This is a genomic window from Mycolicibacterium sp. MU0053, assembly GCF_963378095.1.
In the GTDB taxonomy this organism is placed as follows: Bacteria; Actinomycetota; Actinomycetes; order Mycobacteriales; family Mycobacteriaceae; genus Mycobacterium; species Mycobacterium burgundiense.
Genome location: NZ_OY726397.1, coordinates 612,473 through 630,754, shown reverse-complemented (window position 1 = coordinate 630,754; position 18,282 = coordinate 612,473). Strand labels below are relative to the sequence as shown.

Below are 18,282 nucleotides of genomic sequence, written 5' to 3'. Positions count from 1 at the left end.
TGCCCAATTTCACTGCATCTCGGGTGAGTTTGCGTCTGCTCGCGGCGGGAAGGCGAGCTCATGAGCACCCCCAGCGAACAGTTTCGGTCGGCTCCGATCTTCGATGCCGACCAACACATGTACGAGACCCCCGAGGCGCTGACGAAGTTCCTGCCGGAGCGCTACCGCCACGCGGTCCAGTACGCCCAGATCGGCAAGCAGACCCGGATCATCATCAATGGCAAGGTCACCGACTTCATCCCCAACCCCACCTTCGAGAGGGTGGCCGCGCCCGGGGCGCACGAGAAGTTCTTCGCCGGCAAGAACACCGAGGGCCTGACCCTGCGCGAGATGCAGGGCAAGGCCATCGAGGCGCCCGCGGCGACCCGCAATCCCGACGATCGGGTCAAAGAGCTCGACCGGCAAGGTGTCGTCGAGGCGCTCAACTATCCGACGCTGGCCAGCCTGGTCGAACACTCCAGCGCCGAGGACCCACAGCTGACGCTGGCGATCATCCACGCCCTGAACCAGTGGATGGTCGAACACTGGTCGTTCAGCTATGAGGACCGGGTGTTCTCCACACCGATCATCAACCTCTCCGAGGTCGACGCCGCCCAGCGCGAACTGGCCTACATCCTCGATCACGGCGCCCAGGTCGCGCTGATCAAGCCGGGTCCGGTCAACGGCTTGCACGGTTGGCGCTCACCGGCACTGCCGGAGTTCGATCCGTTCTGGCGCGACGTCGAAGCCGCGGGCCTGCCGATCGTGCTGCACGCCAGCTACCCGCCACTGGATGACTACGTGAACAGCTGGGAACCGCCACACACCCAGAACTTCATGGCGCAGAGCGCCTTCCGCTGGATGGTGCTCGGCCACCGCGAGATCGCCGACATGCTCACGAGCCTGATCTGCCACGGCACCCTGACCCGCTTCCCCAAGTTGCGGATCGCCAGCGTCGAGAACGGCAGCAGCTGGATCTTCCCGCTGTTCAACGACTTCGACGAGCTGGTCAAGAAGATGCCGCAGAACTTCCCGGAGCATCCGCACGACGTCTTCCGCCGCAACATCTGGGTCAGCCCGTTCTGGGAGGGCTGCGTCGCCGACGTCGTCAACACCGTCGGCTGGGACAAGGTGCTGTTCGGCTCGGACTATCCGCACCCGGAGGGACTGGCCGAACCGAAAGCCTTCTGGCGCTACGCCGAAGGCATGGACATCCGCCGGACCTACGACTTCATGGGCGACAACGCCCGCCGCTTCATGGGCCTGCCGATCGCCAACCCCGACCCCGACGCGGTACACCCGCCCCAACTCGTCGCCCCCGGAAGCTGAGATGACCCAAACCACCGGTGAGACCGGCATTCTGGCCGGCGAAGCGCGCATGCTCGTCGACGGCGAACTGCGGCACACTGCCGACGGCGCGCTGTTCGATGTGGTGCATCCGGCCAACGAGCAGGTGGTCGGGCAGGCCGCCGACGGCACCGTCGCCGACATGGACGACGCCATCGCCGCGGCGCGGCGCGCCTTCGACACCACCGAATGGTCCCGCGACGTCGACTTCCGTTTCCACTGCCTGATGCAGCTGCATCGGGCGCTGGAGCGCAACAAGGAGCGGTTGCGTCGCATCGTGGTCACCGAGGTGGGATGTCCGGTCAGCGTGACCGGCAGCCAGATCGAGGATCCCATCGACGAGGTCCGGCACTGGGCCGAACACGGCCGGGATTTCGAGTACCTGGTCGACACCGGCATCCACAAGGCCCCGATGGGCACCGCCCGGCGTTCCATCGCCTACGACCCGGTCGGCGTGGTCGGCGCGATCACCCCGTGGAACGTGCCGTTCTACCTCAACATCGCCGAGACCGTCCCGGCGCTGATGGCCGGCAACACCGTCGTACTCAAACCCGCGCAGCTGACCCCGTGGTCGGGCAATGAGCTGGGGCGCATCGTCGCCGAGGAGACCGACATCCCGGCCGGGGTGTTCAACGTCGTCAGCTCGAACGCCAACGAGGTGGGCGCGGCGCTCTCAGCCGACCCGCGGGTCGACATGATCACCTTCACCGGGTCGACGGCCACCGGCCGGGCCATCTTGGCCGCGGCCGCGCCAACCGTCAAGCGCACCATGATGGAACTCGGCGGCAAGTCCGCCCACATCGTGCTCGACGACGCGAAGTTCGAGAAGTGCCTGCCGATGGCGGCCATGATCGCGTGCGTGATGTCCGGTCAGGCCTGCATCATGGCCAGCCGGATCCTGCTGCCCCGAAGCCGCTATGACGAGGGCATCGAGATCCTGCGGGCCGCCATGGCCGCCACCGCCGTCGGCGACCCCTGGGACCCGGGCGTGCTGCAGGGTCCGCAGATCAGCGAGGCCCAGCGGCAGAAGGTGCTCGGGCTGATCCAGAGCGGAATCGACTCCGGTGCCCGGCTGGTCACCGGCGGCGGCGTTCCGGAGCACCTGCCGGTCGGGTACTACACGCAGCCCACACTGCTCGTCGACGTGGATCCGAATTCTCAAGTGGCCCAAGAGGAAATCTTCGGCCCGGTGCTCTCGGTGATCCCGTATGACACCGACGACGAGGCCGTCGCGATCGCCAACAACTCCATCTACGGGCTCTCCGGCGAAGTCACCGGGGTTGACACTGAACGAGCCTTTTGTATCGCCCGGCGGCTGCGTACCGGTAACGTGACGGTCAACGGCCGAAGCCACTTCGGTATCACCAGTCCCTTTGGCGGTACCAAGCAAAGTGGTCTCGGCCGGCGCAACGGAGCCGAAGGCTTCAAGGAATATCTGGAGATCAAGACCATCGGGCATCCCGGGTGAGGAACGCCCGCAAGTGTCAATCCGCTGCGAGGATGCGACGCGCCAACTTCTCGACGTCCTGGGTCACGGTTTTCTTGAATCCCGGTACGAACACCGCTCGCATCATCGCGCCGAGGTAGGCCATCTCCAGCATCGACACGGTTTCCTCGTCGCCGTCGTCACCGACCGCCGCGACGGTAACTGTGTGTACGTACTCATACAGTTGGATGCGGATGGCTTCTATCTCGGGATCCGAGCTGTTGAAGACCCCCGTGATCGCGTCGGCCAGTTCGGGTTCGTCCGCGACGATCAAAGCGATATGCCGAAGCGTCGCCAGGACCCGTTCGACGACATCCGACGAGTCGGGGATGGACACGGTTGTCGCCACCATGCGCCGGCGAAAAACCTCTGCAACGAGGTGGTCCTTCGACGCGAAGTAGGTGTACGCGGTGGCCCGGGTCATGCCGGCACGCTCACCGACCATTTGCAGCGTCAACTCGTGAAAGCCAACCTCACGCAGAACTTCCATCGCGGCGTCGGTCAACCGCAGCATGGTATCGGCGCGCCGGCCTGTATATCGCCGGCGCGCTGACTCTACGACCCTGCCCTGCGCCATTGCTTAGACCGTAGCGGATAACGAAGATCGTCCTCGGCGCTGTGTCTCACCGACCGGACGCGAGCGGTCCCCGGGGACCAAAGTTTGCCAAGTTCCTGGGAACCGGGATGGGAAAGGTCCGGCTGCTCCCCTAAGACCGGACGACCGGTGCTGACGGCCACCGCTAACCCGACAGATTGACGTCAGGGGACTGGCCGTAGATGGCCAGGGTCAGACCCAGCACTACGAAGACCGAGGTAACCAGGGATGTGCGGACCGCCCGCCCCACCGCCTCACCCACGCCCGCGGGACCGCCGGTTGCGGTGAACCCGTAGTAGGTGTGAACGAGCATGATCACAATGGCCATGACGACAGCGGTCAAGCACGACCACAGCATGTCCGACGGGTTCAAGAAGGTGTTGAAGTAGTGGTCATAGACGCCGCGGGACTGTCCGTAGATCGCAGTGGTGCCGAACCGCGCAGCAAAGAACGACATCAGCACTGCGATGCTGTAGAGCGGGATCACGACGATGACGCCGGCGATGACCCGGCTGGAAGCGAGATAGGCGACGCTTCGGATGCCGATGACCTCCATGGCATCGATTTCTTCGTTGATCCGCATTGCACCCAACTGCGCGGTGGCGCCGGCGCCGATGGTCGCCGCCAATCCCACACCAGCTATGAGGGGCGCAATGAGGCGCACGTTGAGGTAGGCGGAGACGAATCCAGTCAGAGCCTCGATGCCGATGTTGGACAGCGAGTGGTACCCCTGGACGGCGATGAGCGCTCCGGCTGAGAGGGTGAGAAACCCGATGATCGCGACGGTGCCGCCGACTACCGCCAATGCGCCTGAACCCATGCTCATTTGGGCGATGATGCGGACCAATTCGAGGCGGTAGTTGCGCAGCACGTCGCCGATCGAAACAAGCGACTTGCCGTAGAACGCGGCCTGGTCCCCCAGTTTGGTCCAGCCGTCCACGACCTTGCTTCTCGTCCGGTCGATCCGAGGACGCAGGGTGCTGGGAGTCGAGGTGATCACAGTGTTGCCTTCACACCGATGGCCGTAACGATCACGTTGATCACGAACAGCCCGACGAACGAGAACACCACGGTTTCGTTGACGGCATTGCCGACACCCGCCGGGCCTCCGCCAACCGAGAGCCCCTTATAGCAGGCGATCATGCCGGCGGTAAGTCCGAAGAGAGCCGACTTCACCAAGGAGATCACCACCTCGGGCAGGCCTACCAGCAACGTCAGACCGCCCACGAAGGTCCCGGGAGTGGCGTTCTGGAAGAAGACCGAAAATGCGAAAGCTCCCAGCAGTCCCACCACCGTCACCAAGGGTGAGAGCAGCATCGCGACCACAGTCGCGGCCAGCACCCTCGGGGCCACCAATCGCTGCAAGGGATCTATCCCCAGCACGCGCATCGCGTCGATCTCCTCGCGGATCGTGCGCGCGCCCAAGTCGGCACACATGGCGGTGGCGCCGGCGCCCGCGACGACGAGCACGGTGACCATCGGACCAATCTGGGTGACCGCCCCCAGCGCGGCCCCGCTGCCGGCGGCATCCTGGGCACCGATTTCGACCAGGAGCAGATTGATGACGAACACGGTCATCACCGTGAACGGAATCGCCATCATGATGGTCGGCAGCAGCGACACCCGCATCAGAAACCAGGCTTGCTCGATGAGCTCTCGCCATGCGAACGGTGGCCGGAACATCACCATGGCGGTGTCGGCGGCCATCGCGAAGAATTCACCCACGCCGATCAGCGGTTTGGAAGCCGCCGGACCTATGGTCGCCGGACCTTTTGTCGATTCGGTTTTCACTTCTGGGCTCCTCACTGGCCGGGCACCGGGGGCAGCAACATCGACTTCAGCGTCGGAATCTCGCCGTCGGCGACCAGGTTGCTCTGGGTGTATGTCTCGCCGTCTGACCCAAGGTAGGTGCCATCCACCGGGTTGTAGTCGGTGACGCCCAGTAGCGCGGGCGGCGTGGACGCCGGAGGTAGTCCATCGGGTGATGCCGGCACCTGCCTCGGCGAACGTCGTTGCCCGGGTGGAAGTTGGGGTACGTCCTGACCCGATAGCGTCGCGTTAGGGTCGCCCTTCCAGTTGTTCCCCTCGTTGAGCGGCACATAGTCGGTGTCGCTCTCACACATCCACACCAGCGGTGCGCGTTTCTCGGGCTTGCCGGCACAGGGGATGTTCCGGGCGCCGCGCACGTTGAACTGGGAATCTTGAGGGATTCGGCAGTAGAAGTCACCTTCGGGGCGCTCCGGGTAGTCCTCGAAGGAGGGCGAGCGGCGCTGGCTGGGCGGCAGATACCCGGTCAAGCACGGCGGCGGAAGGTTCAGATTCAGTGCGAATTGCTGGGTGGAACCGCGGTAGTCCTGAATGGTGTTAGTCAGGTTCGTCACCGTCGCAGCACCCATCTGCGCCACCGTCTGTGGCATGAGGACCAGCATCTGCTCGAGGTTGGCGTTGTAGACCAGACCCACGTCAGCAAAACTGACGAGATTGGCGAGCAGGATCGGCACCGACGGCTGCAACCGGTCGAGCATTGCGCGGGCCTCCTCGGCCGCTGGACCGGCATTGTCGAGAAGACTTGATACGGAATCGTTCTCGCTCTGCACCTGCCCGGTGAGACCGGCGAGGTGACGTGCCCAATCAGTCACCTGATCCGAGGTGTTGACCTGAGAGTCGAGGATGGGCGCCGAGTTGTCGATGACATTGGTCAGATCGTGCAGAGTGTCTCTGGATTCGATCGCCAGTGCGGTGATCCCGTCGACCATCCGGCCCAGTTCGGGGCCGAGGCCGCCGAAGGCCGTGTAACTCTCGTCGATCACGGTCTTGAGGTTGCCCTGGGGAATCGCTTGCAGTGCAGTCGAAGTCATGTCCAGTTGGTCGTTGATATCCGGGGGTACCGTGGTGCGGTCGACCGGAATCACATCGCCGTTTCGCAACGGCTGGTCGGTAGTACCGCCTGGCGTCAGAGCCACGAATTGTTCGCCGACCGCCGATTGGCTGTGGACCTCGGCGATGACGTCGGCCGGAATCTCGACATCCGCGTCCAAGGCCAGCACCGCCTGCACTCCGTCGCTGCTGAGTCGCACATCGGTGACTCGGCCCACGGTGGTGCCCCGGTACGTGACGTTTGCCCGACTGTAGAGGCCAGCGGATTCGGGCAACCCGACCGTCACCGTGTGGTGTCCGCTCCCGAACCACGCGGCACCCAGGCCGCCGTACCCGAAGGCGAGGGCGGTCATCGACACAACGGCGATCACCGTGAAGACAACGAACTGGATCTTGATTCGTCGTTGCAGATGCATGTCAAGATCCCTGATTCGAGTTGTAGGGCACGATCAGCGGATTGCCGGCGGTATACGGGCTGGGGGTCTGTCCGATGGTGCGGCCCCATTGCAGTTCCAGCTCGGTAAGGCTGCCTTCGAACCGCGTGCCGGTCAGCAGCGCGCCATCGATGCGGCTCAGCGTCAGGTCGAAGACGAGGGTGAGGTTGTTGTAGTCGCCCCGGATGGAGTGGCGGATCTTCTCCATCGGGAACGGGAAGGTCCCCAGCAGGCTGAGCGCACGAGTGAGCGCCGGTCCGGCGTTGGCCAGCGACTCCAGTACCGGCCCCAGGTCGTTGAGCTGTTGGACCAGAGCATCTTTGGTCGGACCGACGGTGGCGTTGGTCAGCGCGGCCAGCTGGCCGGTCTTGGCAAGGGTCTCCACCAGGTTGTCTCGCTCGTCGGCAAGTACCGCGGCCGCACGCGGAATGGTGTGCAGCGCCTCGTCGATGACGGGTCGCTGCGCGGCGAGCTGGCCACTGAGGTTGTTCAGACTTTCGGCGGCGCCGATGATGTCCTGGGTCTGCTCGTTGAGGCGCGCCGTGAAGGTGGCGAGGTGTTCGACCAGTTGGCGCAGATCCTGGTCTCGATTGTCCCCGAGCGCGGTGGTCAGCGATTCGGTGATGTCGCCGATCTGACCCAAACCACCGCCGTTGAGCAGGAACGAGACCGCGGCCAGCGTCTGCTCCGTGGTGGGATAGCTCCCCGTCGAAGCCAACGATATCAGTGCGCCGTTCGTCAGTCGTCCCTGCGGTTCGGCGTCTTTCGGTGCCGCCAGTTCGATGTGCAGCGACCCCAGCAAGCTGGTCTGCCCCACCGTTGCGGTGGCATTGGCCGGCAACACCACATCGCTGTCGACCTTCATCGTCACTAGGGCATGCCACCCCCGCAGGTCGATATCGGTGACGTTGCCGACGGTGACGTCACCGACCCGCACCCGCGAGTTGCGTTCGATGTTGGTGATGTCCGGAATCTCGGCCTTGACCTCGTACGCCCCGGGTCCGTTGCCCGCGGTCCCGGGCAGAGCCAGTGAATTGAGTCCTTGCCATCCACAACCCGACGTCATCGTCGCGGCGCAGATCAGAACTGCGGTGACGGCCCGAAATCGCTGTCGTGGGTTCATGATCCGCCTCCCTGGGGAACCATCAATCCGGACAGTCCGGCGGCCGGGTCCGTGGTAGCTGCGCCCGGGGGGATGTGGTCGGGCCGCATCCAGTCTTCGCTGAAGGTGATCTCGTTGGGTCGCGCCATTGCCCCGGCGACCGGCAGACCATTCAGCAGACCCATGGTCGTGCCGATGGGTGGGAAGTTGTACTCGCGGTTCTTGAAGATCGGCGCCAGGTATTGCACGCAGAGTTTCGCCGCCCGTTCGTAATTCAGGCGCGAGGCCGCTTGGATGCTGCTGCAGATGAACTGTAGCGGATTGGCGAAGTTGGTGACCGCGAACGTTCCGGCGAAGGAGGCCGTTGCCGGGCGGTAGACGTTGGCGAAGTTGGCCAGCGAGTTCGGCGATACGTGCAGGATCTGCTTGAGCTCGGGTAGCCGCTCGTGCAGCATCGTGGTGATCGACCCCAGTTTTTCGGAGGTGGTTCCCAACGTCTCTCGGTTGTCCGCGACGAAGCCATTGACGTCGCGCACCGCGAGGTCCAGGTCGCGCACCATTGTCGCCAATGCCTGCGGTTTCCGATTCATCAGGCTGGTTACCGCGGCCATGTTGGTGTTGAGTTCTTCGAGCAGGTCGGCGCTGGATCCCAACGCTGTCACCAGGACTGACAAGTTCTTGACGGTTCCGCTGATGTCGCCGCTGTGATCGCCGAGCGCCGACAATGCCTGGGACAGTTCGATGAGGGAGCGCCGCACATCGGCACCGCGGCCGCGCAGGTTGGCCGCGCCGGTGTTGATCAGCGCACCGGCCGGTGCCACCCCGCCGGGAGTCGTCGGCTGCAGGCTTTCGTTCAGTTTCTCCAGTTGCACGCGCAAGTCGTCGTACTCAGCGGGAACCGCGGTCCGCTGTTGCGGAATCACGGCAGCATCGGCCAGCGCTGGACCACCCGTATAGGCGGGTGTCAACTGGATGACCCGAGCGCTGACCAGGCCCGGCGCCAGGATCGCCGCTTCCGCGTCGGCCGGAACGGTGTATTTGCCGTTGAACCAGAACGTTACCTTGGCGTTGTCGCGTCCCGGGGTGATGGTCTCGACCTCGCCCACCGGGACTCCCAGAATCCGAACCTGGTCACCCGCGTACAGGCCGTTGGTGTTCGCGAAGTACGCAGTCACACGGACCCGCTCAATGCGTTCCACCACGCCGAATGCCACGACGGCGCCGAGCAGCATCAAGCACGCCAAACCAGCGGCCAGCAGCGTTCGGCCCTTACGTGTGGTCATTGCGTTTCCCCTGGCATAGGCGGAACGAGCTGTCGCGGCGTGGGTTCCACCAACGTGGGCACTGCCGTCGGCACGGCGTGCGGGTCGTAACCTTCCGGTGGACCTGGTGCCGGCCCCCCTGGAGCGGGCTGGGCCGGCTCCGGCCTGAGTGGGTAGCGTGGATCGTCCGGATTCCCGGTGATGGCGTCGGGCAGGGTCTGTCGTGGCTCGCCGCCTTGACCGGTGCGCGGGAACGGAACGGGCAGCGCAGGGGTTGCAGGCTGCCCTACTTGCGGGTCGGTGAGCTCCGAGGGGAGCAAGACGCTCGGATCCAGACCCAGGTCGGAGAAGGCCGCCTCGACGAAGGGCTGCATGAATTGCCCGGGAACGAGGTTGGCGATGTACTCCTTGAAAAACGGTCCACCGGAGACGGATTCGCCGAGTGAGAGCGAGAACTTGCTGACCAGGCCGATCGACTTGCTGAGGTCCTCTTGCCTGTCGTCGACCATGGCGAGCACCCCGTTCAGCTTCTCGAGCGCCGGCCGCAATTGGTCCTTGTTCTCGGCGACCACCCCGGTGACCTGTTGTGCCAGCAGGGAAACATTCGACGCGATACCGCTGAGTGCGCCGCTTTCGGTCCGCAACTGCGCCAGTAGCCCATTGCTGTCGGCGATGAGTTTGACGATCTCGTCGCTGCGCTCCCGAAGAACCCCGGTGACGTTGTTGGCATCTGAGAGCAGACTGCGCAGCTGAGTATCGCGCTTATTCATCGTCTCCGAGAACCGCCCAATGCCGTTCACCGCGAGCTGGAGGTTGGCCGGGGTGTCCTTGAAGGTCTCCGCCAGGGTCGTCAATGAGTCGTTGAGCTGTGCAGTGTCGAGCCCTTCGATGGTGTCGCTCAGGGTGCCCAGCGCCTCGGGGAGCTCATACGGTGAAGTGGTTCGATCCAGGGGGATCGCCCCCGACAGCGGCGTCTCCCCCCGGGGCGAAACCTCGAGCAGTCGGGAACCGAGTAGCGTTTCGGTCTTGATCGCCGCTTCGGTGCGATCGCCCAGCCGAATGCCCTTGTCCACGCTGAAGTTAACCCGTACTCGGGGGCCGTCCAGGGCGATGTCGGACACCTGGCCGACGCGGTACCCGGCGACGTGGACCGGATCGCCGGCAGACAGACCGCCCGCCTCGGCAAAGTCGGCGGTGTACTTCGCGCCCTGATTGAAGAAGGGCAGGCGGTCGTACTGCAGCGCAGCGCCGACAACGAGCGCCACGGTGAGGCACCCAACCGCTCCCACCCGTTTCGGGTTGTACTGCGAAAAGGCCTTCATCACTTCGGTGCGCACCGCCCAGTCGTCTGGTTGAACAGTCGGACATAGACAGGCTGGCCACCCTTACCGTTGACCTTCAGAACGCCTTCGCACATATAGGCGCTCAGGAAATCGCCGTAAAGACCCTGCCGTGCCAACGCCTGATAACTCGGTAGCAGCCCGTCGAGAAAATGCGTGAAATAGTCGTGGTCGGCCACGACAAGCCCCGCTGTCCGATCGGTCTCTGCGACCACCTTTTGCAGGGACGGACGCGCCTGCAGAAGCAGGTCGCCGAGAGTGGCGGTCGCGCCGTCGAGGTGAGCCAGTGAATTCGCCACGTCGACTTTGCGTTGCGACAACGCATCCACGAGTTTGCCCACCGCGGTCACGGCGGTATCGACCTGCTTGCTTTGGTCGCTGACCGATTCCATCACGGTGTTGAGATTCGTAATGACTTGACCGACCAACTCGTCGCGATCGGCCAGTGTGTTGGTGAAAGCCGCTGCCTGGCCGAGGAACGCGTCAAGAGCGGGCCCTTCGCCTTGAAGTGCCCGGATGAGCTGTCCACTCAGGGTGTTGATCTGATCGGGATCCAGGGCGCGAAACAGCGGTTTGAAGCCGCCGATTAGCGCGTCGAGGTCCAGCGCACCGGCGGTGCGCTCCAACGGTATTGAGCTTCCCGGCTGCAAGACCTCCGTGCTTCCGGCGCCTTCCTGCAACGCCAGGTAGCGTTCACCGGTCAGGTTCTGGTAACGCACAACGGCTTTGGCGCCGTCGGTCAACACCACATTGTCCCGGGTGTCGAACTCCACCACAGCGGTCGTGTTGTCCTTGATCGCGATACTGCGTACTTTGCCGATTTCCACGCCGGCAATCCGGACGAAGTTTCCGGACTCGAGGCCGCTCACGGTTTTGAATTCGGCTTTGTAGGTGTGTGTTTGGCCGAATCGGAGCTGTCCGAACACCGCGACCATGGCGAATCCAACCAACAGGCACACCGCCGCCGCCATGGCGAAACGCCGCGCGGCGCTTGCGGTACTGGTCCTCACGGGTGGCCTCCCCCATCGGTGGGTTGCTCGGCCGCGCCGGACGGCGCCTCCGGAGCCGGCCCCGGGCCGTACGGTGGCGGCGGAACTGGGACTCCAGGGACGGGCGGCGGCGGCGCACCGGGCGGCGGACCTGCCCACAACGGAGCCCCATCGGGGCCAAACAGCGACGCGCCGTAGGGCGGTGCATTCGGGTAGGGCACCGGACCGATCGCCGCCGGACGCCCACCCCCGTAAATCCTGGGCGGCTCCGGAACACCCTTGGTGGTGGGGAAGAAGTTCACCAACCAGGGATGGGCGATTCCGGGATTGGGCCGGATGTCCAATCCGGTTCCGTAGCCGGTATTGGTCACCAGATAGCGCACGGGCATGTTCAGGTCAGGCCGGGGCAGGGCTCCGCAGCCCGGCTTACCGTCGGGGCCACCCTTGGCACCGATGACGGGGAGGTGGTCGGGGTAGCGGTAGGGATCCTGGGCCAAGGCAAGCACCGCGGTGTCGACCACGTTGCTTCGGCCGTTGGTGACGTATCCGCCGGAATCGGTCAGGATCCAATGCGCACCTTGGAACAGGCAGGTGAATGTGGGGCTGTAGGTGTGCAGCAGACCGGTGGTCGAGGGCAGCTTTGAGAACGCGTTGACGAAGTTCTCCGCGTTCGGCGCGAGCAGATCGATCCCACTATGGGACAGTCCGATTGTGCTGAGCAGCGCAGCCTGCAGTTCGCCGGACTGATCGGCGATGGTTCGGCCGGTGGTCGTCAGCGCGGACAACGTGTCGATGACGTCGTTCGCCGCACTCGTATACGTATCCGCCGCTCCTGCGAGGGAATTCAGGTCACGCTGGATTGTGTCGGTGCGGGCGTTGAGAGCAGCGATGAGTTCAAGCGCGGATGTGGTGGCTTCGCCCATCCGTTGCCCTTTGCTCCGCACGGCATCGGAGAATGCGGTCACCACTGCGTTCACCTTGGCGGGTTCCACCTGTTGCAGCACTGTCGTCAGATTCTGAAAGACCGTGTTGACCTCGGTGGTGACATTGCGCGACGGGATCACCGCGCCTGCGCGCAGCCTTGGTTCGTCGGGAACTTCGGGGTAGATGAGGTCGACGTACTTCGCGCCGAACAGTGTGGTTGTCCGGATCTGCGCTTCGAGGTTGGCGGGCATGTACCGGATCGCATCGGGTTGCAGTGCAAGGTCCAGCGTCACCCCGCCGGGCCGCGAGTTCACGGTTGCGACGCGACCGACCTCGATCCCGCGCATCTTGACCTTCCCGCCGACCTCCATCACCAGGCCCGCCCTATCGGAAGTGACAGTGATGTCCACCGACCGCACGAAAGCGCCCCCGAAGGCCATTCCGGTGGTGGCGAAAAAGGCGCAGACGACAACGACGAGTCCGAGGGCCCACCAACCCCGGTGCCTACCGCGTTCGATCACGTCTACGCCGCACGCTGTTCGCGGCTAGCGGACGTGCCGGCCACCGTGTTGAGCAGCAAGCGATTCCTCCTTGGAACTGGCATCTGAGTTCGTAGCGGGAACTCAAATCAGACATGAATCCAGATTTACGTCTGGTGCGGATGGAACGTATCACGCCCCGTGGTCACATCCAAGGGATGGTTGTGATCTCCGTCATGCAGCATCCTGCATGACCCGACGATATTCTGGACGCGAATCTAGACATTGGTACAACACGTCGGATACGTTCGCTGCCGTACGACCCGCGGTGTGCCTGCTCGACTCGACTAGACCGCGCACGGCTCAGAATCGCCGGGCCGGCCCATTGGTGCCGGCGGGTCGGCCGAACGGAGGACCAGATGGGTGAATCGCGGGACCGGCGGCGTCCCCGGTGGTGGGGCTTACGCCGAAGTGCCGACGCCTGCCCATCCGAACCTGCTTCGTCCGGCGTGGCCGGACAGTGGACCGCGACGCTGGCCGTCGGCGTCGTGCTCGCGCTCGTCCTTACCTGCTTGGCGAGCTGGCTCGGCTACCAAGCGCACCGGGGAAGCCAACTTGCTCACAACGAAGCGGACTTCGTAGAAGTCGCCAGCCAAGGTGCGCTGAATCTCGCCAACATTGGCAGTGCGACCGTCGAGGACGATGTCAAACGTGTTGTCGATGCCTCAATCAACCCGTTCCTGAACGACTTTCAGCAGCGGTCGGCATCCTTCATCGATTTCGTAGTGCAGGCGAATTCCTCTTCTGAGGCCACGATCCGTGAAGTCGCCCTGGAATCGGCCGAATCCGACTGGGCACAAGTGATGGTTGCATTGTCCGTCCAGGTAGCTGCTGAGGGCGAACCACAGGACAGCGCCGCACGCCACTGGCGCATGAGAGTCACCGTGCAAAAGGACCCCGGAGGCAGCGTCAAGATGTCGAATGTGGAGTTCGTACCGTGACACGCTCTCGCAAGGTCGCCGCACTCGTCGTTCTGCCCGCTACTGCGATCGCGATGACGGCCGGGGCGGCCTACTTCAAGTACGAGAGCGAGACCGCGTCGGCGAGCAGAGCGGCCGGCACCGAAGCCGTTGCGGCAGCCGGTGAAACGATCGCGGCGATGCTGACTTACACCCCGGACACCGTGGAACAGACGCTCACGGCGGCTCAGCTCAGACTTACCGGTTCCTTCCACGACGAATACACCCAACTCATGCACGACGAGGTCATCCCGGAAGCAAGGCAGCGCCAAGTGCGCACTGTGGCCTCCATACCCGCGCTAGGAGTGATTCACGCCGAATCGGACAAGGTGCTCGTATTGGCGTATGTCAATCAACATGCCGCCGCCGGTGCCGAACCTCCGACCGACACCGCAACCACCGTCCGGGCCACGCTGGAGAAGGTGGACGGCCGTTGGCTCATCTCCGGCTTCGAGCCGATCTGACTGTGGTAGTGCGCATCGGACCGAAATGTGTAACCCCTTGCCGTTCTTGAGCTTTAGCCATAGCTCGGGTCAGGACGCGATCCATTGGTAGAGGAGAAGTAAATGCCCGATGTCCAGTTCAACCTCGCGCTGGCACAGGAGGCGGTCAGCGCTGCGGTGCCCGACCGGGAGTACCTGATTTGGCGGGACCGGCGCTTCACCTACAGTCAGCTCACTGAGCGCAGCCGACGTCTCGCGTCGTACCTACATCAACGCGGACTCGGGGCGCGGGTCGAACGTGACCAACTGGCCGGCCACGAATCGGGACAGGATCACGTCGCGCTGTATATGCGCAACGGTAACGAGTTCATCGAATCCATGCTGGGCGCGTTCAAATCGCGCACCGTGCCGGTGAACGTCAACTACCGCTACGTCGCGGACGAACTGCGCTACCTGTTCGGGGACGCTGAACCAGCCGCGGTGATCTACCACGCCGACTTCGCACCGACGCTGGCGCAGGTGCGCGACGCGCTCCCTGATGATGTCGTACTCATCCAGGTGGCCGATGACTCCGGCCACGAACTGCTGCCGGGGGCGGTGGACTACGAGGACGCATTGACCCAGGGGGCGCCGGAGTTGCCGGCCACGGTGACGCCTGACGATCTGCACATCATCTACACCGGCGGAACCACGGGGATGCCGAAGGCAGTGCTGTGGCGTCAGCATGACATCTTCTCCGCCGCGATGGGCGGTCAACTGCCCGGCGCGTGGGAGCCGGTCAACACCTACGACGACCTTGTACAACGGGCCTTGACTACGCCCCCGATGCGGCTGATGTTGTTGCCGCCCTTGATGCATGGTGCCGCGCAGTGGGGGGCGTTCACCCAGATCAACCTCGGCGGCACCCTGGTCCTGCCTGATGACAACACTCGTCTGGACGCGGCGGATGTCCTGCGTGTCGCCGCCGGCGCCGGCGCTTCGGCGATGATGATCATCGGCGACGCGATGGCGCGTCCGCTCATCGCCGAACTGGAAGTGAACTCCTACGACCTGTCGACGTTGTTCCTCATCGGCAGCGGAAGCGTCACCCTGTCGCCGGAACTGAAGAAGCGGTTGCATGAGTTGCTGCCGAACGTAATCATCACCGACGGCGTCGGATCAAGTGAGACCGGCCCTCAGGGCACCTACGTGTCGACCAAGGATTCCGTCCAGACCGGAACGTTCACGGTAGGTCCCGGCGCCCGCGTCGCTGACGAAACCCTCAGTGAACTACTGCAACCGGGCGCGGACAGCATCGGTTGGCTGATGCAGACGGGCTGCATACCCCTCGGGTACCTCGGTGATCGGGAGAAGACGGAGCGGACGTTCCCCGTGATCGACGGAGTGCGGTATGCGGTACCCGGCGATCGTGCGCGACTTCTCGAGGACGGCGCAGTGCGACTGCTCGGCCGCGACTCGGTCACCATCAATTCCGGTGGAGAGAAGATCTTCGCCGAAGAAGTCGAAGCCGCGGTCAAGTCACACCCCAGCGTCGCCGATGTCATCGTCACTGGGCGTCCCAATGAGCGCTGGGGACAAGAAGTGGTGGCACTGGTGCAAGTCGTCGACGGTACCGAGTTCGACGAAGCCGTGCTGGCTCAGCACGCCGGACAGCAGCTAGCGCGGTACAAGGTGCCGAAGGCATGGATCGTGGTTCCGGAAGTCCGTCGTTCACCGGTCGGCAAGGCCGACTATCGGTGGGCGAATTCTATCGCAACACAGAGGGTTACATCATGACCGTCATGCTCGTCGATCAGGGTCGCGTACGGACGATCGCGTTGAACCGCCCCGAGCGGCTCAACGCGTTCAACATCCAACTGGTCTCCGATCTCGGCGCGGCGCTGCGAGACGCCGTCGCCGAGCCGGACGTCTCGGTCATCGTTCTCACCGGCACCGGTCGCGCTTTCAGTGCCGGCGCCGACCTCAAGGAGATCGCAGAGCACATGTCTGCGCCGTCCCGGGCTGGGGCCGGTACAAGCAACGCGTTCACTGAACTCGTCGATACCCTCGCCGAGTTGTCCAAGCCGCTCATCATCGCGGTGAACGGCGTCGGCGTCGGTTTCGGCATGACCATCCTCGGCTTCGCTGACGTGGCCTTCATGTCGAGCGAGGCGCAATTGCGCTGTCCGTTCACCGCTATCGGCGCTCCCCCGGAGGCCGCCTCGACGTATCTGCTTCCCCTGCTATTGGGGCGCCAGAACGCAGCCTGGGCACTTTTGTCGTCGGAGTGGATCTCGGCCGAGGAAGCGCGCGAGATCGGACTGGTCTGGAAAGTCTGTGCGCCCGAGGAGTTGTTGACTGTTGCGCAACAACACGCGCAGCAAATGGCCGACAAGCCGGCGGAAATACTCAAAACGGTCAAGGGACTGTTGAACGCCCCGCACCGCGAGCAGATCGCCGCGGCCGCGGCGCGAGAGGACGCAGCCATGTCGCAACTTCTCGGCACCGGCGCAAACGCGGATGCTGTGGCGTCGTTCTTACAGCGCTGAGTCGTTCTCGGCCGGGTACCGCGAGTAAAGGGTGCCGTCGACTCCGCCATCTCATGGCCATTGGCGCGCGGCGGCGAGGCCACCGGGTTGACACTCAACGACCCTTTTGTATCGCCGGGTGGCCGCGTACCGGTAACGTGACGGTCAACGGGGGCGAAGGCTTCAAGGAGTATCTGGAGATCAAGACCATCGGGCATCCCGCCTAGCGGCACGGCGACCCGGTCTAGAGCAGCATCAAGGAGAGGTTCTCAGTGTTCAAGCCGATGGAGGGCGTCCGTGTCCTCGAGGTCGCCCAGTTCACCTTCGTTCCGGCGGCCGGGGCGATCCTCGCCGACTGGGGCGCCGACGTCATCAAGGTGGAGCATCCGGTCCGCGGTGACACCCAACGCGGGTTCATCAACATGGGCGGCTTTCAGCTCGACCCGGAACGCCACCCGCTGATCGAGCACCCCAACCGCGGCAAGCGCAGCGTCGGCATCGACGTGTCCACCCCCGGTGGGCAGGAGATCCTCTACGAGATCGCCAAGACCGCCGACGTGTTCCTCACCAACTACATGCCCGCGCAGCGGCAGAAGAACAAGTTCGACGTCGAGCACATCCGCGCGGCGAACCCGAACATCATCTACGCGCGCGGCAGCGCGTACGGCGACAAGGGCGCCGAGCGTGACACCGGCGGCTTCGACGGCACCGCGTTCTGGACCCGCAGCGGTGTCGGGCACGCCCTGACGCCCGAGGAGATCGGCGGCGCACTGTCGCAGGGCATTCCGGCGTTCGGGGACTCGATCGGCGGGATGAACATCGCGGGCGGCATTTCGGCCGCACTGTTCCATCGCGAACGCACCGGTGAGACCGCCGAGATCGACGTGTCGCTGTTGAGCACCGCGTGGTGGGCGGCCGGCGCCAGCGTCACCCAGGGTATGGAGACCGGCCAGACCATGCGGTCGCTGATGCCCGGCGCGGTCGGGTCGGTGAACCCGTTCATGGCCAACTACCTGACCTCCGACGGCGGCACGATCAATCTGTGCATCGTGAGCCCGACCGGTTACATCCGCGACGCCTTCGAGCATCTCGGCCTGCCCGAGGCCGCCGACGACCCGCGGTTCAGCGAGGTCATGCCGCTGATCGAAAATGCCGATGCGGCTGCCGCGTTGATCACGGAGGCCATTGCCGGCAAGCCGTTCGAGTACTGGCGCCAGCACCTGAAGACCATGCGCGGCCAATGGGCGCCGTTCCAGAGCCTGCTGGACCTGAGCACCGACGAACAGGCCATCGCCAACGACATGGTCGTCGAGGTCGAGGCCGGCGACGGTGGCGATCCGTTCAAGGTGGTCCGCGGTCCCGTGCAGTTCAATCACGAACCGCTGGAGACCACCCGCGCCCCGCAGGCCTCCGAGCACACCGAGCTGGTGTTGATGGAGCTCGGGGTCGACTGGGACCGCATCGCCGAGCTCAAGGAGGCCGGCGCGATCGCGTAGTGC

Annotated in this window: 16 protein-coding genes; 7 read left to right on the top strand and 9 right to left on the bottom strand. The window is 64.4% G+C overall.

The window, feature by feature from the left end:
- Window positions 1–60 precede the first annotated feature (60 nt).
- Together RCP80_RS02805 and RCP80_RS02800 are read left to right on the top strand one after the other, a co-directional pair.
- Window positions 61–1,308, top strand: a complete 1,248-nt coding sequence (locus RCP80_RS02805) for an amidohydrolase family protein (RefSeq protein ID WP_308480899.1) — start codon at window positions 61–63, stop codon at window positions 1,306–1,308.
- Window position 1,309: 1 nt separating this feature from the next.
- Complete coding sequence (locus tag RCP80_RS02800; protein WP_308480898.1) at window positions 1,310–2,794, top strand: aldehyde dehydrogenase family protein; 1,485 nt, start codon at window positions 1,310–1,312, stop codon at window positions 2,792–2,794.
- Between the two features lie 16 nt (window positions 2,795–2,810).
- On the opposite strand, the gene RCP80_RS02795 is transcribed toward RCP80_RS02800, so the two are convergent.
- The 9 genes from RCP80_RS02795 to RCP80_RS02755 all read right to left on the bottom strand — a co-directional run bounded on the left by RCP80_RS02795 (window position 2,811) and on the right by RCP80_RS02755 (window position 12,856).
- On the bottom strand, window positions 2,811–3,317 hold the full coding sequence (locus tag RCP80_RS02795) for a TetR/AcrR family transcriptional regulator (protein ID WP_308480897.1): 507 nt from the start codon (window positions 3,315–3,317) through the stop codon (window positions 2,811–2,813).
- Window positions 3,318–3,552: 235 nt separating this feature from the next.
- Window positions 3,553–4,407: an ABC transporter permease gene (locus RCP80_RS02790; RefSeq protein WP_308480896.1), complete on the bottom strand. Its 855-nt coding sequence runs from the start codon at window positions 4,405–4,407 to the stop codon at window positions 3,553–3,555.
- On the bottom strand, window positions 4,404–5,114 hold the full coding sequence (locus tag RCP80_RS02785) for an MlaE family ABC transporter permease (RefSeq protein WP_308482676.1): 711 nt from the start codon (window positions 5,112–5,114) through the stop codon (window positions 4,404–4,406). Before RCP80_RS02785 ends, RCP80_RS02790 begins: the two co-directional genes overlap by 4 nt.
- Window positions 5,115–5,209: 95 nt before the next feature.
- Window positions 5,210–6,700, bottom strand: coding sequence for an MCE family protein (locus RCP80_RS02780; protein ID WP_308480895.1), 1,491 nt, complete (start codon window positions 6,698–6,700; stop codon window positions 5,210–5,212).
- A gap of 1 nt (window position 6,701) precedes the next feature.
- Window positions 6,702–7,841 carry an MCE family protein gene (locus RCP80_RS02775; RefSeq protein WP_308480894.1) on the bottom strand — a complete coding sequence of 380 codons (1,140 nt, stop codon included), beginning with the start codon at window positions 7,839–7,841 and terminating at the stop codon, window positions 6,702–6,704.
- Window positions 7,838–9,103 (bottom strand): MCE family protein, encoded by a 1,266-nt coding sequence (locus RCP80_RS02770; RefSeq protein ID WP_308480893.1) that lies wholly within the window; start codon window positions 9,101–9,103, stop codon window positions 7,838–7,840. The genes RCP80_RS02775 and RCP80_RS02770 overlap by 4 nt, the downstream gene beginning before the upstream one ends.
- Window positions 9,100–10,404, bottom strand: a complete 1,305-nt coding sequence (locus RCP80_RS02765; protein WP_308482675.1) for an MCE family protein — start codon at window positions 10,402–10,404, stop codon at window positions 9,100–9,102. Before RCP80_RS02765 ends, RCP80_RS02770 begins: the two co-directional genes overlap by 4 nt.
- On the bottom strand, window positions 10,404–11,432 hold the full coding sequence (locus tag RCP80_RS02760) for an MCE family protein (protein WP_373693436.1): 1,029 nt from the start codon (window positions 11,430–11,432) through the stop codon (window positions 10,404–10,406). The genes RCP80_RS02765 and RCP80_RS02760 overlap by 1 nt, the downstream gene beginning before the upstream one ends.
- Window positions 11,429–12,856: an MCE family protein gene (locus RCP80_RS02755; RefSeq protein ID WP_308480892.1), complete on the bottom strand. Its 1,428-nt coding sequence runs from the start codon at window positions 12,854–12,856 to the stop codon at window positions 11,429–11,431. The genes RCP80_RS02760 and RCP80_RS02755 overlap by 4 nt, the downstream gene beginning before the upstream one ends.
- 467 nt (window positions 12,857–13,323) lie before the next feature.
- Between RCP80_RS02755 and RCP80_RS02750 the strand changes: the two genes are divergently transcribed.
- From RCP80_RS02750 to RCP80_RS02730, 5 genes are all read left to right on the top strand, one after another.
- Entirely contained in the window at window positions 13,324–13,815 is a 492-nt protein-coding gene (locus RCP80_RS02750; RefSeq protein ID WP_308480891.1) for an Rv1363c family protein, read from the top strand.
- Complete coding sequence (locus RCP80_RS02745; RefSeq protein WP_308480890.1) at window positions 13,812–14,297, top strand: hypothetical protein; 486 nt, start codon at window positions 13,812–13,814, stop codon at window positions 14,295–14,297. Before RCP80_RS02750 ends, RCP80_RS02745 begins: the two co-directional genes overlap by 4 nt.
- 102 nt (window positions 14,298–14,399) lie before the next feature.
- Window positions 14,400–16,052: an acyl-CoA synthetase gene (locus tag RCP80_RS02740; RefSeq protein ID WP_308480889.1), complete on the top strand. Its 1,653-nt coding sequence runs from the start codon at window positions 14,400–14,402 to the stop codon at window positions 16,050–16,052.
- Window positions 16,049–16,804 (top strand): enoyl-CoA hydratase/isomerase family protein, encoded by a 756-nt coding sequence (locus RCP80_RS02735; protein WP_308480888.1) that lies wholly within the window; start codon window positions 16,049–16,051, stop codon window positions 16,802–16,804. The genes RCP80_RS02740 and RCP80_RS02735 overlap by 4 nt, the downstream gene beginning before the upstream one ends.
- Window positions 16,805–17,067: 263 nt before the next feature.
- A complete protein-coding gene (locus RCP80_RS02730; RefSeq protein WP_308482673.1) occupies window positions 17,068–18,279 on the top strand; it encodes a CaiB/BaiF CoA transferase family protein in 1,212 nt (403 codons plus the stop codon).
- Window positions 18,280–18,282 lie beyond the last annotated feature (3 nt).

Coding starts and splice junctions, on each gene's coding strand:
- RCP80_RS02770 (WP_308480893.1), bottom strand. CDS start 9,103: ATGACCACACGTAAGGGCCGAACGCTGCTGGCCGCTGGTTTGGCGTGC.
- RCP80_RS02780 (WP_308480895.1), bottom strand. CDS start 6,700: ATGCATCTGCAACGACGAATCAAGATCCAGTTCGTTGTCTTCACGGTG.
- RCP80_RS02785 (WP_308482676.1), bottom strand. CDS start 5,114: ATGGCCGCCGACACCGCCATGGTGATGTTCCGGCCACCGTTCGCATGG.
- RCP80_RS02800 (WP_308480898.1), top strand. CDS start 1,310: ATGACCCAAACCACCGGTGAGACCGGCATTCTGGCCGGCGAAGCGCGC.
- RCP80_RS02765 (WP_308482675.1), bottom strand. CDS start 10,404: ATGAAGGCCTTTTCGCAGTACAACCCGAAACGGGTGGGAGCGGTTGGG.
- RCP80_RS02805 (WP_308480899.1), top strand. CDS start 61: ATGAGCACCCCCAGCGAACAGTTTCGGTCGGCTCCGATCTTCGATGCC.
- RCP80_RS02730 (WP_308482673.1), top strand. CDS start 17,068: ATGGAGGGCGTCCGTGTCCTCGAGGTCGCCCAGTTCACCTTCGTTCCG.
- RCP80_RS02740 (WP_308480889.1), top strand. CDS start 14,400: ATGCCCGATGTCCAGTTCAACCTCGCGCTGGCACAGGAGGCGGTCAGC.
- RCP80_RS02735 (WP_308480888.1), top strand. CDS start 16,049: ATGACCGTCATGCTCGTCGATCAGGGTCGCGTACGGACGATCGCGTTG.
- RCP80_RS02775 (WP_308480894.1), bottom strand. CDS start 7,841: ATGAACCCACGACAGCGATTTCGGGCCGTCACCGCAGTTCTGATCTGC.